Below are 19,226 nucleotides of genomic sequence, written 5' to 3'. Positions count from 1 at the left end.
ACGTCTCGTCGTTGATATCGCATGCGTGTTCTCCTTTTTACAAGGACACCATGCAGGAGCGGCGTTAATACTTGAATGTGGGAATTACCGGACGGTTACTATTGAGCAGGCAAAATCTGTCTTTCAACAACCTCAGCATTTCGAGAAACTAGTTAAGTGGCATGGTGATAAAACGCGATGGGTAATAGATGCATGGACAGAAGTTTGGCTAAACCCTGAGTTTCGCACTTGGCAACTAACAGTAGCAAGCAAAATTACTTGTCCAGTACTAGCATTACATGGTGAAAAAGATGAATATGGCTCTGTCGCTTTTCCAAGCTATATAGTTGAACAATCCACAGGTCAAGCTCAACTGAATATTATTCAAAGCTGTGGTCATATGCCCCATAAGACCCACACGAAACAAGTACTATTAGCAATAGATGATTTTATTAATGATCTTTCTTAACTCAAGAAGACGAAGACATTAAAACGAACTCAATATAAAAGCCCTATAGCTCATTAAAGTAACTATAGGGCTTTCTCAATCAGCTGGTTCAAGCAAACTCACGGTTTTAAGCGTTATCTTCTAAAATCATATCTGCTGCTTTTTCACCGATCATAATAGTAGGTGCGTTGGTATTACCTGAGGTTACCGTCGGCATAACAGACGCATCAACAACACGAATACCTTCTAAACCGTGTACACGTAATCGCTCATCAACAACAGCCATATCATCATTACCCATTTTGCATGAGCCAACAGGGTGATAGGCGTGAGAAGCTTCTCTTCTTAGGTATTCTTCAATTTCTTGATCTGTATTGAGCGGTACATCAGGCTTTAATAAACAATCACGATGCTCGTTAAAGCCGTCACTATTAAGTATATCAAGCAAACGCTTCACCCCTTCTCTTAAGTCTTTCATATCATCAGGATGTGATAACAAATTTAACTTAATGTTAGGAGGAGTCATCGGGTTACTGTCTTTTAATGTTAACTCGCCACGACTTTTAGGATTTGATGTATTAATAATTACACTATACCCCCATTTGGTCATGATTTTATAATCACGACAATGATCACGGTAAGCTAACGGCACAACGTGTAATTGCGCATCTGGACGTTCTTTTTCTGGTGAAGTTTTAATAAAGCCACCTGCCGCAGTTGGTGGACTAGCTAACCACCCTTTACCTGCTAACGCATATTTAAACAGAGCGATGGTTGATTTAATTGTTCCCACGAGATTAAGTGCTATACCTGACTTCTTCTTACTTTTCACCACTAAAATAACGTCAGGATGATCATGTAAATTTTTGCCAACACCTGGTAAGTCATGAATAACTTCGATGCCTTTTTCTTCCAGTTCTGCTTTAGGACCTATGCCTGATAGCATCAACATTTGCGGAGAATTAAAAGTACCGCCACAAACTAATACTTCTTTTGCAGCTTTTACGGTAACCAATTTACCGTCTTGCATATATTCAACACCGACCGCTCGTTTGCCTTCAAATAATATACGTTGAACCTGAGCACCTGTTTCAACGGTTAAGTTACTGCGCTCCATTGCAGGATCTATATAACAAGCTTTAACGCCAGCGCGTTTGCCATCTTTCACCGTAAATTGATAATAGCCAATACCTTCTTGATAATCGCCATTAAAGTCTTCATTCATTTTATAGCCTTTTTCAAGGCCTGACTTTATAAAGCCATTATAAACATCAAAACTTTCATCACCATTACTAACTTCTAGCGGACCACCAACACCGTGGTACTTATTTTCACCACGTTCATTGTTTTCTGCTTTTTTAAAGTAAGGTAGTACATCATCATAAGCCCAGCCTTTGTTGCCCAGGCTTTCCCAATGATCGTAATCTTCCTTACAACCACGAATGTACACCATGCCGTTAATACCACTAGAGCCACCTAGCATTTTGCCGCGTGGTTGGTATTGTGTGCGATTATTCATCGACTTATCCGCCAATGTATTATAACGCCAGTTGATGGTATTTATTTTAAAGTCTTGAATAAGTGCAGCAAAAGCACCTGGCGTTGAAACCAACTTATTGTTACCAGCACCACCAGCTTCTAACAAACATACTTTATTGTTCGGATCGGTTGATAAGCGATGTGCTAACACGCCCCCAGCTGAACCGCCACCAATAACAATATAATCAAACATCTTTAATTCCTGTTGTAATAGTGTTGATGATTTACTGACGAAGTAACCATTTTAAAATAGGACGCAAAAAGCCTTTATCGTACGGCGGCGCAGTGAATTTTCCAGGATAAAATTTGCCACGTTTCAGCACTGTTTTCGCCTTGCTCATCGCTTTAAAACCTTCATGACCGTGATAGTGACCAATACCAGAATCACCAACACCGCCAAAAGGTACATCGTCACAAAGTGCATGTGAGACAACTTCATTAATACTCACACCACCCGAATGTGTATGATTTAAAATGTAGTCTTGTGTAGTTTTATCAAAGCTCATGATATAAAGACCAAGCGGACGACCACCTTGATTAATATAACTAACAGCTTCTTCTACTGATTTATAGCCTTTAATTGGTAAAATTGGACCAAAAATTTCTTCCTGCATCACAATCATATCTTCAGTAGCATTCAACACTAAATGCGTCGGCATCATACGAGTTTTTGGATCTGGTTCCTGACCGTTAGCAGATATTACTGTTGCTCCTTTGGCTTTGGCATCAGATAGTATTTCTTGTAAACGTTGAAAATGACGTTCAGAGTGAACACTTGAATGATCTGTTGTAGAGCTAAACGCAGGAAACATCTCTTTGAAACGCTTACAGTATGCATCTACTACAGCTTGCTCTTTACCTTCAGGACATAATATATAATCTGGTGATAAACAAATTTGACCTGAATTAGCACATTTACCATAGATAAATCGACTTACAGCATCGTCAATGTCCATATCTGGACAAACAATCACTGGACACTTACCACCTAACTCTAAAGTTACCGGTACTAAGTTTGCAGAAGCTGCGCGCATAACATGGCGACCTACTGCTGTTGAGCCAGTAAACATTAAATGGTTAAACGGTAATGCAGAAAAGCGAGCAGATGCCTCTGCTTCTCCATCAAAAATTGACACTAGTGAATCATCAAACGCTTCGGCAATAATTTTCTTAGCGACTTTGTTAGTTTCAGGGTTGAACTCAGACATTTTTATCATGGCAGAGTTGCCGGCAGCAAGCGCGGTAACCAAGGGACCAAAAGTAACAATTATAGGGCCATTCCACGCACCAATAATGCCAACTACACCAACTGGTTGATACATTAATTCAACCTTTGCAGGTCGCACTAATAAGTCCGTATGGCGAGTTTCAGTTTTCATCCACTTTTTAAGGCGCTTAACGCAGTAATCAATGTTATTAATGTTAGGTAAAACATCTAACAACAAAGTTTCTTCAGGGCTTCGGCGACCAAAGTCTTTATTTAGTGACTCAATCAACTCATCTTGGTGGGCTAATAAAGACTTCCTTAAACGCTTTAATCGTGCAATACGCTCATCTGCTGAAGGCATAGGATTTGCTAAATAAGCTTGCTGCTGTTTTTTCAGCTGCAATGCAAATTCACAAGCTTGATCTTCAACTACCACTTGCTCTTGGGCTGACATAATATCTCTCCCCTAAACCTTAGCCAACGGCTCTGTCTGAGTTTTCCCAATACTTTTTACGTACATCTTTCCTTAACACCTTACCAACGACAGTAAGTGGTAATTGGTCAACAATTACTATTGATTTTGGTGACTTATAACTACCTAATGACTCTTTAACAAAAGCAATTAGCTCTTGCTCTGACACCTGTTCACCTTCTCTTAGCATAACCTCGGCATGAACAGCCTCACCCCATTCTTCATGAGGAATGCCAACAACTGCTGACATAAAAATTGCGTTATGAGCATTAATTGCCGCTTCAACTTCAGTGGCATAAATATTGAAGCCACCAGAAATGATCATATCTTTTTTACGATCTACTAAGTAAATATAGCCATTTTCATCTTTATAGCCCATATCACCTGATTTCCAATAGCCGTCATAAAACTCTTCTGCTGTTTTTTCAGGGTTGTCTAAGTAGCCTAAACAAACACCACGAGAGCGTAGCCAAAACTCACCTATTTCTCCTCTTTTTACGGGCTCGCCATCATCGTCCATAATTTCAACTTCAACACCAGCAGTTACACGACCTGCTGAAGACAAGTGCTTATCGTCACCATTTTCACATAAATGATCAGATTTACTTAATGAAAGCGCGATAGCAAAATGCTCAGTTGAGCCATAAGCCTGAATAAAAATATTACCGAATTTTTTCTGTAACAGTTTTAGTTTTGCAGGGCTCATCGGCGCAGCGCCATAATACATATTTTGCATGGTTGAAAAGTCAACATCTTGCACTTCTGGGATCTCAAGCATACGATAAAGTATAGTTGGTACAAGAAAAGCGTGAGTTGATTTTTCTGTCTCAATGGTTTGACAATATTTCACCAAATCAGGTTCATTTAAAGTAATGTTACAACCACCACTAAAGAATGTAGGCACTAAGAACATACCACTACCATGACTAATTGGCGCAATATGTTGCATTCTAGTATTGGTATCAAAGCAAGCTTCATCTAACGCATACAAAGTATCGCGTAAACCTAGCCAATTATCAGCACAATACACCGCTGGCTTACCTTTACCTGTCGTACCACCTGTAAAACGAATGATAGATTGATGCTCTCTATCATCAATCTCCATATTTGGATTTTCATCAGATACCTGCGCTAACAGATCCCATAAATAAAACAGGTTGTCATTACCTTCAAACTCAGAAGGAATTGGATCCATACAAACCACTTTAATGCCATGCCCAATTAGCATTTCTAAGTGCGTTGCTAAGTGCATATTCTCTATAAATACAACTTTAGGTTTAGAATATTCTATTTGCCATTCATGCTCAGCAATAGCATCGCGTGAGTTAGTAAAAGCCCCAGTAAAATGTGATTTAAAAATAGTAGGGAAATGAAATAACGCCATGTTGTCGTTATCTAAAATATTAACAAAGCGATCATTTCTTTCCATGCCAAACGTCGTCGAAAGCATGTTCACTATTTTATTAGTTACTAAATGAAATTCTCGATAAGTAAAACGGCGGTCACGTTCTACGTTAACTATTGCTTCCAAGTCTCCCCATTTATCAACAATACTTTGGAATTGGCTGCTAAAATTAACTTTCATCTCTAACTCTCTTAATAATTATAATGTTCTAATTTCATGACTATAAGTAAACTGTCTTTGAGCTCAATTATCAGGTCAAAATTGGCAAACATGCAGTTAAGTATTTACTCTAAAGTAGGCATCTTTTAATACAAAAGAACAAATACAAGAAGATGTAGAATTTTAAAAGGAATAAAAAGAGGCTAAAAGCGAGGACATTCCAAGTCAATTAGCCTACAGAGGAGAAATGCACTTACCAGTGCGAGGTTAAGTATTCGTATTTACTTGTTCAGCGAATTTAAAATTTCTGCTGTATGTTGCCCAACGTTAGGAATTTCACCAATACAAGGCTGGCTAACACTAAACTTAGGCGCAGGTGTTGGCTGTAAATATTGACCTTCACCTGTATAACAGCCACGCGCCTTAATATGCTCATGCTCAGCTGCTTCTGGAATAGATAAAACAGGTGCATAACAAGCATCAGTTCCTTCTAAAATATCGTTGCATTGTGCTTGAGTTTTACTTGCAAAAAATGCCGCCATTTTTGCTCTTGCTTGAGGCCACAACTTTTTATTGTTCTGCTGAGCAAAGTCATCATCATCAGCAAAGCCACACAATGTAACTAATTCTTTATAAAAATTAGGCTCTAACGCTTGAACTGAAACATATTTCCCGTCAGCACATTGATAAGTATTGCACCAATGAGATCCTGCGCCGAAAAAGTCTTGCCCTTTTTCTTCACGTAGCAACCCCTGCGCCCTAATACTGGTTAACAACCCCATGCTATAAATGGTGCCGTCACAAATAGCTGCATCAATCACCTGCCCTTGGCCAGTGTTTTGTGCATATAAAAGCGCTGAAGTTATACCAATGACCAATGGTAAGGTGCCACCACCAATATCGCCCACTAAGGTTGGTGTTGGATATGGTGCATCGTCAGGTAAACCGCCATAATGCAAGGCTCCAGTAATTGATACATAGTTGATGTCATGGCCAGCATTTTTTGCTAAAGGTCCTGTTTGCCCCCAACCAGTCATACGACCATATACGAGTTTTGGGTTGCGCTGATGACAAACCTCCGGTCCAAGCCCCAACTTTTCAGTAATGCCTGGGCGAAACCCTTCAATTAACACGTCTGATTGCTCAACAAGCTTCAATACTGTTTCAACATCATCAGGATTTTTTAAGTCTAGTGCAATCGACTTTTTACCACGCTTAAAAAATGAAGCATCTTTATTGCTATCTAAATCAATACCAGCGTTAGGGTTAGCCGTTTTACGTTCAATTAAAATAACCTCAGCCCCAAAGTCAGCTAGTATCATACCAGCTGCCGGACATGGCCCTAAGCCAGCCAACTCAACAACTTTTATACCGTTTAGTGGTCCCATTTCATTTTCTCCACGTTATAATACCAATTAAATTAAATATTTGATCATTCAGCGAGAGTTAAAAGGCTTAGAGGCAAGGCATTGGTTGCAGGTAATGGTTATTCCCTTATCAAAATCAATAACGCAAGCATATAAGCCTTTTAAACTCGCCCTTCGGGAGCTTGTCAGGAGAGTAATAACTTTACAAATTGCTTTAGTGGAGAATGCTACACCTGCATCAATTTGCTTTGTTCTAACTCCCCTGACACAGCTCTGAACTGACTAAATATTTAATGCAATTGGTATAAAAGCACCTTAAAGGTGCTTTAATAACTTATTAAGAACTTACTTAGCTTGCATCACTGTAGCGCCATCTAATCGGACAATACGACCATTCATATAGCCATTTTCAAATAAGAAAGAACAAGTATGTGCAAACTCTTCCATTTCACCCATACGTTTAGGCGCTTCACACATTTCTACAAGTGAATTAACCACTTTTTCACCTAGCGACTTAACCATAGGCGTACCAAATAAACCTGGTGCAATTGAATTTACACGAATACCGTAACGGGCTAATTCTCGTGCAGCTGGAATATTCATACCATTAACTCCGGCTTTTGAACCTGAATATGCACTTTGACCAATTTGCCCTTCAAAAGCTGCCCCCGATGAAATGTTTATAATCACTCCTCGTTCACCTTTTTCGTCTGGCTCATTCTTTGCCATTTGTTCAGCACATTTAGCCATCACATTAAATACACCACATAAATTAACGTTAATTACCGTAGCGTATTTTTTTAGGCTTGAAGCAATACCTTCTTTATCTAAAATTTTACACGGTAGTGGAATACCAGCCGCATTAACGTCACCGTGAATTGCACCGAACTTATCCATTACAGCAGCAATCGCAGCATCTATACTTTCTTCACTTGTTACATCAGTTTGGCAAAAGATAGCCTTATCTTCCCCAAGCTCAGCCACGGTCGCATTGCCTGCGTCTTCATTTAGGTCAAACAAGGCAACTTTAGCGCCCTTTTCTGCTACTAAATATTCTGCTGTCGCTTTACCTAAGCCAGAAGCGCCACCTGTTATAACAACAACTTTATCTTGCAAATTCATGAACTTTCTCTCAAATTTTTATACACATGCTGGTTAACTTGCAGTAACCAACGATAGAATTATTTAAATGCTTGAATACCTGTTAACAAGCGAGCAATTAACAACTGCTGAATTTCTGTAGTCCCATCAGGAATTGGTCCAACAATCGCTTCACGAGCTAAACGTTCAACAATAAATTCTTTAGTAACACCATTACCACCGTGTATTTGCACAGCATCACGACAAGCAGTAACCGCTATTTCAGTACCGTACCATTTCGCCATTGAGCACTCTTTGTCACAACGAATACCATTATCAATCATGTCAGCAGCACGTAAAGTTAATAGTCGAGCCGCATCAATTTCAGTTGCCATTTTAGCAATTTTAAGTGCAATTAGCTGGTGACCCGCAATCTGTTTGCCATGCTGTGTACGCTCTTGACTATATTTAACAGATTCTTCCAGCGCACGACGAGCAATTGAATAACCCCAAGCCGCCATATGACAACGAGCACGTTCAAACGTTACCAATGTATTTTTTAATCCATCACCTTCTTTGCCAACCGTATTCGCTACAGGCACACGAACATCAGCAAGGAAAATTTGAGAAGTTGACTGGCTGTTTAACGCCATTTTTTCAATTCCCTTAACTTCTAAACCTGGTGTGTCGGCAGGAATAGCAATATGCGTTAATTCACCTTCGCCTGTTTTACAGGTACAAACGAATATATCCATATGTTCGCCATTTGAAATCCAAGTTTTTTCGCCATTAATAACCCACTCATCGCCATCTTTTACCGCACGAGTTTTAACAGCAGCTACATCTGAACCCACATCTGGTTCAGAAATACCAATAGAAATAAACTTCTCACCCGAAATTAAACCTGGTACATACTCATCAATGATATGTTGAGGAGCATTATTAATTAACAAATCAATACCTGCTACGTTAATTAACCCAGTAAGCGCGAGATCTAATGAACCTACCGCAACTTCTTCCCAAATTAAAAGATGCGTTTTCCAGTCCATTCCATAGCCACCACTTTCTTCTGGGTGTGGAGCACTGATATAGCCAAATTCAGATAATTTACTGCTCCACTTTACCAATTGTTCTTTGCTAAAGTGGCTTTCACCGTGAGCTCTAATTTCTGGTTCAATCTCGTTTTGTACGAATTTACGAACCGACTCAACGGCCATTTCTTGTTCTTCAGTCATTTGGAAGTTCATTATTTATTCCTCATTACATTAATCTTTTACAAGGTCGATACTAGCCACTTAATAAAATTAAGCTTTTGCTAAAATGTTAATTGACACAGCGCCTTCTTCAATACCTACTAACCCACCGCTGTTTTCATGTACCGCATGTTTAGCACCAACAACCTGACGAGCACCGGCTTCACCACGAAGTTGAACAACAAGCTCATGAATTTGACCAAGCCCTGTCGCACCTAGCGGATGACCTTTAGACTCTAAGCCACCTGATGGGTTAATTGGAATGCGGCCTCCAATTGTAAAGTCACCATTTTCTGCAGCTGGTCCAGCTTCACCAAAACCAACTAAACCAAGGTTTTCAGCATGTAAAATTTCACCCATTGCTGTTGCATCATGAACTTCAGCCACGTCCATATCTTGTGGACCAACACCCGCTATTTCATAGGCTTCTTTTGCCGCTAAATGCTCACAGTGCTGATCCCACTGATCAGCTGGTCGGCTAGTAGCGCTGCGAATAACAGCAGCAAGTACTCGAACAGCGCGCTTTTCGGCATTTAATTTTTTCAGCCCTTCTTCATTACAAACCACAACCGCTGCCGCACCGTCTGAAATAGGTGCACACATAGGTAAAGTTAAAGGGTAAGTAATTGGTGGAGCTGCCATTACTTCATCAATCGTATAAGGGTCTCTAAATTGCGACAATTCATTATGAACTGAGTGCTGGTGGTTCTTAGCGCTCACTGCCGCTATTTGTCTTTGAGTTGTACCAAATGTTTTCATATGGTTACGACAAAAAGCTGCATATACATCCATAAACACACTATAAGGGCGCTCTGAGGTTGTACCTGGTGGCACTTCAAAACCTTCAGCAGGCTTTAATAAAGTTTTAAGGTTTTGCTCTGGATTGCTCACATCCCATGCACCATCAAATACAGAGAACATCTTAGCTTTGTCGGCTACATTCATCTTCTCTGCGCCAACAACTAGTGCAATATCACATGCACCTGATTTAAGCATTTGGTTGGCTAGATAAAAACCTGAACTACCTGAAGCACAAGCATTCTCAACATTAAAGATAGGGATACCTTCAATACCATTTTTACTTAAGTAAACTTGTCCGGGTACCATACCCTGACCATGTAAATGGCCTTGAGTACAGCCAGTGAAAAATGCCGTTCCAATTTCGTCTTTATCACAACCAGCATCAGCAAGTGCTTTTTCAATTGCTTCGCCAGTCAAACTTTCTAATGTACGTTCGATGTGTCGACCAAACTTAGTCATGCCAACACCTGCGATATAAATATTACTCATGTTCTTGGTTCCTATTATTAGCTTAATTAAGCAACTCTTGCTATTTGCCGATAAATTGCGGTTTACGTTTTTCAGAAAACGCAGTTAAGCCTTCGGTAAAGTCGTATGAACGCATATGCTTTCTTAACAATACTTGCTCATGCTCTAATGCTGCATCTCTCGATTTATCTAAAGCTTGATTAGCCACTTCTTTCATACGACGAAGTGCAATTGGGCTTTTTGAGGCAATTTTGAGTGCAAGTTTTTGTGTTTTATCTTGTAGCTCATCATCATTTGTAACTACGTTAACAAAGCCATATGTTTTCATTTCTTGTGCAGATAAAGTTTCACCAGTAAACAATAAATACTTAGCTACATTGTGAGGGATAATTCGAGGTAATAAGGCTGCCCCTCCAGCGCCAGGGTATACGCCAAAGTTCGCGTGAGCATCACCAATGACTGCACTTTCAGCAGCCACCACTATATCTGCACACATAGCTGTTTCTAGACCGCCCGCCATAGTAATACCATTTAACGCTGCAATTACTGGCTTTGGAAAGTCACGTAGTGGATTAAATACGTTTTCACATAATCGATCTAAAAAGTCTTTCTCTCCAGGAGGTAGCTTTTGTGATGCCAATACTTCTTTTAAGTCTGCCCCTGCACAAAAAGCAGCACCAGTGCCAGTAATAACAACGGCTCTAATTTCATCATTATTAGCTATTTCAGGAATATACTTTTCATAAAGTTCAATGATTTCACCATTGATTGCATTCATTCCTTTCGGGCGGTTTAATGTTAACCAGGCAATACCATCTCGGTTTTCAAAAAGTAAGTTTGCTTCACTCATCACTAATTCCTAATTTTTATTTTGTTAGCCATAAACACGCTAAGTCTTGAGATGGTTCTACTCTAAAAAATAAAAACGCAAAAAAAACCAGCCAAAAGTATGGGTTTAGGAAAAAAGTATGGGAATAGTTAGGAAGGTATATTTAGAAAAACAATAAACAGTTTAAAATTCAATATATTAGAGTGAGATTTTAAAATAAACAAGTTTAGAAAATTGGAAGTTTAAGTATGGGCTCCAAACGAAAGCCCATACTATATTTGTTTAATTTTCAGCTTTAGCTTTTCGATATTCACTTGGTGAGTGCCCCGTCCAACGACGAAATGCACGAGAAAAGTTACTAGTATCAGTAAAGCCTAGTTGATAGGTAATTTGACTAATACTCATTGAGTCTTGCTCAATATATTGAATTGCTAATTGTGAGCGTAAGTCGTCTAAAATTTCTTGGTAACTAGTATCGCGTTGTTCTAGTTTGCCATGCATATTCCTCGGGCTCATATTTAATAATGAAGCAATACGCTCTTTATTACATTCCCCAGTAGGCAATAGCTCAATAATTTTAGTTTCAACTTGGCGTACAATATCAGAGCGATCTAAACGTGCTAAATGCTGAATAACAATTTCATCGTTCACTCGCGCCAATTCAGAACTTGCTGCAGGCAGTTGAACAAACATATCTTCTTTAGCAAAATGTATCGCGTTTAATTTGGAAGAAAACTCAACAGGGCATTTAAATGACTGCTCAAATAACTCTGCCCCAATTTCTGGTTTTTCCCTTACGAGTTGAACTTTTAAAGGGTTAAAGTTAGGGCGGAAAATATGTCGACACATTTGAACAATAGCCATTAACCAGCCTTCAATAGTTTCATCACAAGTTACTGTATTGATAATTTCAATATCCAACACATAATCATCTTTTGTTTCAGTTAACGTATGAATGCCGTTATCACTAAGTAAGCGGAAATAGCGTACTATGCGTTGGCAAAAGTCATTTAAATTGTTACTCGCATATAACGAATAACCAAACGCGTGAAAGCTGCCAGGATGAAAGTTTTTACCAGCTAACAACCCAAAACCTGTTATGCCCGTTGCTTCTACTGCCAGCCTAAAAATTTCCGTAATTTTAACGGTTTCAATACGGTAACTTGGCTCTGATGACGTAACTAAATCAACGCCAGCTTTTTTAAACAAAGCTTGGCTGTCTATCCCTTCAGACTCTAATGCTAACGCAATGGCACTCGCCCAACTGAATATAGTTTTAGGTTCATTATTAGTTGATGTTGTCATAGAAAGTATTAACTCACTAATTTTATTATTATCATTTTTCTATCATAATGATACACGAATAAAACAATGATAGAACCTTTAAATAATTATCATCAAAATGCGTTTAACTAATTTAAAAGTATAATAAAAATTACATTTATCAAGTAACTAAATAGTGACTAAATTTGATATTTATATAGGCCAACACGCAATTTTAATAGAACTGCTGTAATAACAATAGGTTGAGCCAATTTCTAAATGTAATTGGCTTTATGTTGAAGAAGTGAAGAAAAGGAGCTCTAGCTTAAAGAAGGTTGGGTTAATGTAATAGCTAATATCTATAGCCAATACTAAGCATTGGGTATGAGCCGTCATTGTACACATTAAATGTAGCACCAAACGTGTTCTGCGCAACTAAATCAGGACACTTTTCTTAAGGAACTTTGCTCATATTCTATTGGCGACAGATCACCATTAGCGGTATGAAGTCGCTCTAAGTTGTAATAGCGCATATACGCAGTTACATCATTTCTCATATGTTCACGAGTTGGTTGTGGTATTTTCAATAGCCAATCATGTTTTAAGCTGCCGAAGAACCTTTCAACTACCGCATTATCCCAACAAGCACCAACATCACCCATGCTCGCTCTTATACCGAAATTGGCTAGCAATTTACGATAATGCTTACTGGTGTATTGTGAGCCTCTATCCGAGTGAAACACTAAGCCTTTAGGCGGTTGGCGCAAGTTATAAGCCTTCATCATAGCTTTGCTTACTAAGTCAGTCGTCATTCGTTTGTCGATATGCCAACCAACGATGCGGCGTGAATATAAGTCCATAACAATGGCTAAGTACATCCAGCCTTCACCTGTTCTTAAGTAAGTCACATCACCAGCCCAGACCTGATTTGGTGCAACAGGGTTAAAGTTCTGGTTCAACAGGTTATCAGCAACAGCATCACTGTGTTTGCGTTTGGTTGTCACCTTGTATGCCACTCGTTGAGTCACAACTAAGCCAAGTGTTGCCATTAACTTCTGAACGCCATAATCACTGACGTTAAAGCCCTCTCTGCGTAACTTCTTTCTAAGCTCCCGATAACCTAAGCTATTTCTGCTTTTCTCGAAGAAGTGCTTTGCCATTCGATATAAGTTCAGTTGCTCTGCTGTGATGATTTTGACTGGCCGTTTGAGCCAAGCGTAATAAGCACTACGGCTTACTTTCATCACTTTACAGAGCTTAACTACGGGAAATGCCGAAGATAACTGCTTAATCGTTTTAAACGTTACTTGGTTTCCTTTAGCAGGAGGGCGCTGGCCTTTTTTAAAATCTCTTTTTCCATCCTTAGCTCTTTATTTTCCTTACGTAGTTTTAGCAGCTCTGCTCGTTCATCCGCATTTAAACTGGCTCCAGATTGCTCAGCCTCGAATTTAGCTTTCCAGTGATAAAGTAACTTATCTGTGATACCTAAAGACGCTGCTGCTTTTGGTACGCTGTAGCCTTGCTCGGTTACCAATTTGACAGCTTCTTGTTTAAATTCAGCCGTGTAACTTCTGTTTGTTCGTTTTGTCATTTAACACCTCAATTGACAGAAATTGGCAGTGGTTCGTGGTTATCTGAACGACCGGTATACGATCAGATAGCTAGTCTACAACGGAGGCTCCTCTAACGTCTGCTATTCGCTCATAGCTGCCATTAGAACCTCAATGCCTCAACGACCGCTTTACGTACATTTGAGCCGCACAGTATGTGTTTTTTTGTTAAACAACACATACTAATTATGAACATAAAAAAACCTGCATAAAGCAGGTTTTTTCTCTTTAAGCTAATGACTAAAGCGTGCTTATTGATTTGCACCAGCAACCGCTTCTTTAGCCAATTGCGTAATACGTGCCCAATCACCCGCTTCAATGGCATCATCTGGTGCTAACCAAGAACCACCCACACACTTCACGTTATTCAGTGCAAGATAGTCATTGTAATTGTTAGGGCCAATGCCACCCGTTGGGCAGAATGTTACATCAGGGAATGGGCCACTAATTGACTTAATTGCTTTAACACCACCTGAAGCTTCCGCTGGGAAGAATTTCATATGGGTGTAACCTGCATCTTTCCCTTTCATTAGGTCGGAGGTAGACGAGATACCAGGAATAAGTGGAATTTCTGCGTCCATACCGGCTTTAAGCAAATCTGCGGTCATACCAGGGCTGATGGCAAATTTTGCGCCCGCTTCCACAACCGCCTTAAGTTGTTGTGCGTTCGTTACCGTACCTGCGCCAATAAGCGAATCGGGAACTTCTTCAGCAATACGTTTAATAACGTCAATAGCTGCAGGGGTGCGCAGAGTCACTTCTAATACTTTAATTCCACCTTCCATGAGCGCTTTAGCCAGAGGCACAGCCTTTTCCACATCATTGATCACCAATACTGGGACCACTGGACCGGCCGCAAAAATTTCCTCTGGTGAGTATTTCCATTTCGTTGTCATAATTTAGCTCGCTGTATTTTGATTTAGATAAGCAGCTGCGCCAAGAAGGCCATGGTCAGGTTCTGCTATCAAATAGGTGGGAATGTCTTTTACGTAGTGCTTCATTTGGCCTTTAGCTTCGAAACGGGCTCTGAAGTCACTATTTTTTATAAACTCAGGAAAACGATTAGCGATACCACCGCCAATAAAAATGCCGCCGGTCGTGGCCATATTCAGGGCCAAGTTTCCGGCAAAGCTACCCATTATGCGACAAAACTGCGTCAGTGTAGCTTCGGCAATTTTGCAGGTTCCCGCGATAGCCGCTTCAGTAATCTGAGCAGGATCAGCAAATGTAACCGGCTCACCGGCGTTGTTTGCCAGCGCAGTATAAATATTGTGTATACCACGCCCTGACATCACTTCTTCAGCTGATGCGCGTCCAAAAGTAGCCTGAAGATGGCGCCACACAATCACATCGGTTTCATCTACAGGGGCAAAGTCAACGTGACCGCCTTCGCCATCAAGGGTTTGCCAACCAGAAGATGTCATGGTGATATGTTCAACACCAAGGCCAGTACCAGGGCCAAATACCGCAATGTTTCCATTAGCTTTAGCGGTTCCCTCGCCTATTTGAACAACTTGTTCATCACTTAAAACCGGTAATGAATGCGCAACTGCAGTGAAGTCATTAATCACATACAAGGCGTCCAGCTTTAATTGTGAACGCAACGCATTTTGTGAAAACGCCCAACTGTGGTTAGTCATTTCCACTTGGTCGCCTAACACTGGGCAAGCAATGGCTATACAGCCTTCTGTGAACGCATATTGCGGTAAATCAGCAAAATATTGAGCAATGGCAAGGTCAATACTGGCGAAGTCATTGCACATATATTTGATAATATCGGCAACGCCTGTCTCTGTTACACGCGCTAAACGGATATTAGTACCGCCAACATCAGCAACAAACTTATGACTCATTACGCTTGCTCCTGAGTGTAAAACAATGAACAAGCACCTTCTTCTGCGCCCGTTAAGATAGCGCGGATCCCAGCAAACATTTCACGCCCCATGCCAGTGTGATGATGTGCAAGATTAGCAGGCTTCGCTTCGCGTGCCGCTAGTGTTTCATCATCCACATGTAAGGTTAATGCGCCCGTTTCTGTGTTTAGCTCTATAACATCGCCGTCTTGCACTTTAGCCAGTAAACCGCCTTTATAGGCTTCTGGAGTGACGTGAATAGCAGCAGGTACTTTACCCGATGCACCTGACATACGCCCGTCAGTTACAAGCGCCACTTTAAAGCCGCGATCTTGTAGCACACCTAGTGGTGGTGTAAGACGGTGTAGCTCAGGCATACCGATAGCTGAAGGTCCTTGGAAACGCACAACGACGATACAATCTTTATCTAGCGCGCCTGATTTAAATGCTTCATCTAACTCAAACTGATCTTCAAACACTACTGCCGGTGCTTTTAGCACACAGTGGGGTGTACGCAGTGCTGATGTTTTAATTACACCTCGACCAAGGTTGCCGTCTAGTACACTTAAACCGCCATCGGGTTTAAACGGCTGCTCAACACTTGCAAGTACTTCTTTATCCAACGATTCAGTAGGACCATCACGCCATTCTAACTCGCCATCTTTTAACATTGGCTCTTTGGTGTAGAAGTCTAAGCCTTCACCGCAAATCGTCTTCACATCATTGTGTAGAAGACCAGCATCAAGCAATTGCTTTATTAACAACGACATGCCACCTGCAGCAACAAAGTGGTTAATGTCAGCAGAGCCATTTGGATAGATACGAGTAAGCAGAGGTACTGCATTTGAAATATCTGAAAAATCGTCCCAATTAACGATATAACCCGCAGCACGCGCCACAGCGATAAGGTGCATGGTATGGTTGGTTGAACCACCTGTTGCTAGTAGACCAACAAGACCATTCACAATGGCTTTAGCATCAACAATATGACCAATTGGCGTGTAGTTATCACCCAAATCAGTCAAGCGGGTTGCTTGCACTGCAGCTGCTTTTGTCAGCGCGTCACGCAGTGGCGTACCTGGGTTAACAAATGACGAGCCAGGTAAATGCAAGCCCATCATTTCAACCACTAACTGGTTAGAATTTGCCGTGCCATAGAAAGTACACGTACCGGCAGAATGATAAGACTGAGATTCTGCTTCTAGCAGCGCATCTCGACCCACCTTCCCTTCAGCAAATTGCTGGCGAACACGGGCCTTCTCTTTATTTGGCAAACCTGATGGCATTGGACCTGCTGGCACGAATACGGTTGGCAAATGACCAAAGGTTAGTGCACCCATAAGTAATCCGGGCACAATCTTGTCACAAATGCCAAGCATAAGCGCACTATCAAACATATTGTGCGATAAAGCGATAGCAGCACCTTGTGCAATGTTGTCGCGGCTCATCAAGCTCAAGTCCATACCAGACTGACCTTGGGTAACACCGTCACACATTGCAGGAACACCACCGGCAAATTGGGCTACGCTACCCACTTCCTTTATCGCGTCTTTGATAATAGCAGGATACGTTTCATACGGCTGGTGAGCTGAAAGCATATCGTTATATGACGAAATAATCGCCACATTGGCTTTTGTCATTGAACGGAGATCGGCTTTATCGCTCGTCCCACATGCAGCAAAACCATGCGCGAGGTTTCCACACGACAATACACCGCGATGTGGGCCTTGACGACGGGCATGTTCAATTTTGTCGAGATAGGCTTTACGGGTTTCTTTACTACGCTCAATAATTCGTTGAGTGACTTCAGCAATTTTCGGGTTCATACTTGTCTCCTATGGCGCCCACATCAAAGTGACCGGAGCTCTGTTAACAACGGCAGTGATGGGCTTTTGCGCTTCGGTAGCATTTTCAATAGCGTCCAGCAATACTTGCTTTTTCTTCTCACCGGTTAAGTGCAAAAAGATATGACGACTATTGAGTAACGCAGGCAGCGTTAGTGAAATACGTTGATGAGGTGCTGTTGTAGGTTGAACAGCGATGCACGTTTTGCCGCTGTTCATATCTAAGCCTTCAAGAACCTGTTCTGAGCAAGGGAAAAGTGACGCCGTGTGGCCGTCTTCACCCATACCAAGAATAAGCGCATCAAACGGTTGAGCCATATCCGCAATATTGTTTTGCGCTGTCACTACACCGTCATTTGCATCATCAGCATCGCTTTTCAATTCAACAAAACGTGCTGCTGCGGCTTTATTTTGAATAAGGTTTTGTTTTACCAAGCTGGTATTGCTTGCTTCATCGCTTTCATCAACCCAGCGCTCATCGGCTAAGGTTATATCAACCTTGTCCCATTCTAATTCAGTTTCGCTAAGTTGCTTGAACAATGCTAACGGTGTGCGCCCGCCACTTACGACCAAGGACGAACGACCACGTGTTTTAATACCTGTTTTTAGAATGCTAACCAAGTCTTGTGCAAACGCATCAGTTAGCGCGTCAGGTGTTTCGAAAGAAAGTGTTGTTAACGCCATATTATTTCTTCTTCACAGTTTTGCTTTCATACCAGCTGCGATTTTCACGCGCTAGCAAACCGATTGAGTCAACGGGACCCCACGTGCCTGCCTGATATGGCTCAGGTGGCTCACTAGACTGCTTCCACGCTTCAAGAATTGAGTCTACCCATGTCCACGCCTGCTCTATTTCATCACGGCGAACAAACAGTGCTTGGTTGCCCAACATGACTTCAAGCAATAGCTTCTCGTACGCATCTGGAATACGTTCATCAGCAAACGCTTCTGAGAAACTCAAATTGAGCTTTGATTTTTGAAGATCCATTGAGCCTGAACTTGTCAAACCTGGAACCTTGTTCATTACTGTGATTTCTACGCCTTCATCTGGCTGTAGACGAATAACCAGTTTATTAGGCGGTAGGTTTTTAAAGCTATCGCCAAATAAATTGTGCGGCTGGCGCTTAAAGTAAATAACAACTTCACTCACCTTGGTTGGCATACGTTTGCCGGTGCGTAGATAAAATGGCACGCCCGCCCAACGCCAGTTGTCGATCTCTGCTTTAATCGCAATAAAGGTTTCCGTTTTACTCTGCGTATTCGCCCCTTCTTCTTCAAGGTAACCAGGGACTTCTTCACCTTTAACAAAACCTGATGTGTATTGTCCGCGAACTGTACTTTCGTTAATGTTAAACGAATTAATTGGGCGCAATGCCTTAAGGACTTTGAGCTTTTCATCACGGATGCTGTCGGCATCAAGGGTTGTAGGCGGCTCCATCGCAACCAAACTTAGAATTTGTAGCAAGTGGTTTTGCACCATGTCACGCATTTGTCCCGCGTCGTCAAAGTAACCCCAACGCCCTTCAATACCCACTGACTCTGCAACTGAGATTTGTACGTGGTCAATACAGTTGTGATCCCAGTTTGTTGCAAAAATAGAGTTAGCAAAACGAAGCGATACTAAGTTAAGTACCGTTTCTTTACCTAGA

The 19,226-nt window shown here is 41.2% G+C and carries 16 protein-coding genes; 1 reads left to right on the top strand and 15 read right to left on the bottom strand.

Annotation, left to right across the window (positions count from 1 at the left end):
• On the top strand, nt 1-448 hold a 448-nt coding region (locus MHN02_RS20605; RefSeq protein ID WP_239247857.1), incomplete at its 5' end, for an alpha/beta hydrolase.
• Nucleotides 449-554: 106 nt separating this feature from the next.
• Here the strand turns inward: MHN02_RS20605 and MHN02_RS20600 are convergent.
• From MHN02_RS20600 to zwf, 15 genes are all read right to left on the bottom strand, one after another.
• A complete protein-coding gene (locus tag MHN02_RS20600) occupies nt 555-2,159 on the bottom strand; it encodes a choline dehydrogenase (RefSeq protein ID WP_008305448.1) in 1,605 nt (534 codons plus the stop codon).
• A gap of 31 nt (nt 2,160-2,190) precedes the next feature.
• A complete protein-coding gene (locus tag MHN02_RS20595) occupies nt 2,191-3,627 on the bottom strand; it encodes a coniferyl aldehyde dehydrogenase (RefSeq protein WP_008305450.1) in 1,437 nt (478 codons plus the stop codon).
• Between the two features lie 19 nt (nt 3,628-3,646).
• The gene (locus MHN02_RS20590; RefSeq protein WP_008305452.1) at nt 3,647-5,230 is read right to left on the bottom strand and encodes an AMP-binding protein; all 1,584 of its coding nucleotides are present in this window, start codon (nt 5,228-5,230) and stop codon (nt 3,647-3,649) included.
• A 260-nt stretch (nt 5,231-5,490) separates the two neighbouring features.
• Entirely contained in the window at nt 5,491-6,597 is a 1,107-nt protein-coding gene (locus MHN02_RS20585; protein WP_008305453.1) for a CaiB/BaiF CoA-transferase family protein, read from the bottom strand.
• Nucleotides 6,598-6,921: 324 nt separating this feature from the next.
• Nucleotides 6,922-7,698: an SDR family NAD(P)-dependent oxidoreductase gene (locus MHN02_RS20580; RefSeq protein ID WP_008305454.1), complete on the bottom strand. Its 777-nt coding sequence runs from the start codon at nt 7,696-7,698 to the stop codon at nt 6,922-6,924.
• A gap of 59 nt (nt 7,699-7,757) precedes the next feature.
• Nucleotides 7,758-8,903: an acyl-CoA dehydrogenase family protein gene (locus MHN02_RS20575; RefSeq protein WP_008305455.1), complete on the bottom strand. Its 1,146-nt coding sequence runs from the start codon at nt 8,901-8,903 to the stop codon at nt 7,758-7,760.
• Nucleotides 8,904-8,960: 57 nt separating this feature from the next.
• Nucleotides 8,961-10,199, bottom strand: a complete 1,239-nt coding sequence (locus tag MHN02_RS20570; RefSeq protein ID WP_008305456.1) for a beta-ketoacyl synthase N-terminal-like domain-containing protein — start codon at nt 10,197-10,199, stop codon at nt 8,961-8,963.
• Nucleotides 10,200-10,239: 40 nt separating this feature from the next.
• Nucleotides 10,240-11,028 carry an enoyl-CoA hydratase/isomerase family protein gene (locus MHN02_RS20565; RefSeq protein ID WP_008305457.1) on the bottom strand — a complete coding sequence of 263 codons (789 nt, stop codon included), beginning with the start codon at nt 11,026-11,028 and terminating at the stop codon, nt 10,240-10,242.
• Between the two features lie 261 nt (nt 11,029-11,289).
• A complete protein-coding gene (locus MHN02_RS20560; RefSeq protein ID WP_008305458.1) occupies nt 11,290-12,312 on the bottom strand; it encodes an AraC family transcriptional regulator in 1,023 nt (340 codons plus the stop codon).
• A 398-nt stretch (nt 12,313-12,710) separates the two neighbouring features.
• A protein-coding gene (locus tag MHN02_RS20555; protein ID WP_085929704.1) for an IS3 family transposase occupies nt 12,711-13,861 on the bottom strand; the annotation gives its coding sequence in 2 pieces (ribosomal slippage) (nt 12,711-13,585 and nt 13,585-13,861; 1,152 coding nt in all).
• A gap of 270 nt (nt 13,862-14,131) precedes the next feature.
• Complete coding sequence (locus MHN02_RS20550) at nt 14,132-14,776, bottom strand: bifunctional 4-hydroxy-2-oxoglutarate aldolase/2-dehydro-3-deoxy-phosphogluconate aldolase (RefSeq protein WP_015067462.1); 645 nt, start codon at nt 14,774-14,776, stop codon at nt 14,132-14,134.
• 3 nt (nt 14,777-14,779) lie between these two features.
• Nucleotides 14,780-15,733: a glucokinase gene (locus MHN02_RS20545; protein ID WP_015067463.1), complete on the bottom strand. Its 954-nt coding sequence runs from the start codon at nt 15,731-15,733 to the stop codon at nt 14,780-14,782.
• Nucleotides 15,733-17,559 (bottom strand): phosphogluconate dehydratase, encoded by a 1,827-nt coding sequence (gene edd / locus MHN02_RS20540; RefSeq protein WP_015067464.1) that lies wholly within the window; start codon nt 17,557-17,559, stop codon nt 15,733-15,735. The genes MHN02_RS20545 and edd overlap by 1 nt, the downstream gene beginning before the upstream one ends.
• A 9-nt stretch (nt 17,560-17,568) precedes the next feature.
• Nucleotides 17,569-18,261, bottom strand: a complete 693-nt coding sequence (pgl, locus tag MHN02_RS20535) for a 6-phosphogluconolactonase (protein ID WP_015067465.1) — start codon at nt 18,259-18,261, stop codon at nt 17,569-17,571.
• Nucleotide 18,262: 1 nt separating this feature from the next.
• The coding region (zwf, locus tag MHN02_RS20530) for a glucose-6-phosphate dehydrogenase (protein WP_239247854.1) at nt 18,263-19,226 on the bottom strand (964 nt) is incomplete at its 5' end.

The organism is Alteromonas sp. CNT1-28 (genome assembly GCF_022348345.1).
Classification (GTDB): domain Bacteria; phylum Pseudomonadota; class Gammaproteobacteria; order Enterobacterales; family Alteromonadaceae; genus Alteromonas; species Alteromonas macleodii.
This window is presented reverse-complemented; position numbering and strand designations above follow the sequence as displayed.

Excerpts from the sequence above, each read along its gene's own strand:
- MHN02_RS20600 (WP_008305448.1), bottom strand. The coding sequence starts at position 2,159 with ATGTTTGATTATATTGTTATTGGTGGCGGTTCAGCTGGGGGCGTGTTA.
- MHN02_RS20595 (WP_008305450.1), bottom strand. The coding sequence starts at position 3,627 with ATGTCAGCCCAAGAGCAAGTGGTAGTTGAAGATCAAGCTTGTGAATTT.
- MHN02_RS20590 (WP_008305452.1), bottom strand. The coding sequence starts at position 5,230 with ATGAAAGTTAATTTTAGCAGCCAATTCCAAAGTATTGTTGATAAATGG.
- MHN02_RS20585 (WP_008305453.1), bottom strand. The coding sequence starts at position 6,597 with ATGGGACCACTAAACGGTATAAAAGTTGTTGAGTTGGCTGGCTTAGGG.
- MHN02_RS20580 (WP_008305454.1), bottom strand. The coding sequence starts at position 7,698 with ATGAATTTGCAAGATAAAGTTGTTGTTATAACAGGTGGCGCTTCTGGC.
- MHN02_RS20575 (WP_008305455.1), bottom strand. The coding sequence starts at position 8,903 with ATGAACTTCCAAATGACTGAAGAACAAGAAATGGCCGTTGAGTCGGTT.
- MHN02_RS20570 (WP_008305456.1), bottom strand. The coding sequence starts at position 10,199 with ATGAGTAATATTTATATCGCAGGTGTTGGCATGACTAAGTTTGGTCGA.
- MHN02_RS20565 (WP_008305457.1), bottom strand. The coding sequence starts at position 11,028 with ATGAGTGAAGCAAACTTACTTTTTGAAAACCGAGATGGTATTGCCTGG.
- MHN02_RS20560 (WP_008305458.1), bottom strand. The coding sequence starts at position 12,312 with ATGACAACATCAACTAATAATGAACCTAAAACTATATTCAGTTGGGCG.
- MHN02_RS20550 (WP_015067462.1), bottom strand. The coding sequence starts at position 14,776 with ATGACAACGAAATGGAAATACTCACCAGAGGAAATTTTTGCGGCCGGT.
- MHN02_RS20545 (WP_015067463.1), bottom strand. The coding sequence starts at position 15,733 with ATGAGTCATAAGTTTGTTGCTGATGTTGGCGGTACTAATATCCGTTTA.
- edd (WP_015067464.1), bottom strand. The coding sequence starts at position 17,559 with ATGAACCCGAAAATTGCTGAAGTCACTCAACGAATTATTGAGCGTAGT.
- pgl (WP_015067465.1), bottom strand. The coding sequence starts at position 18,261 with ATGGCGTTAACAACACTTTCTTTCGAAACACCTGACGCGCTAACTGAT.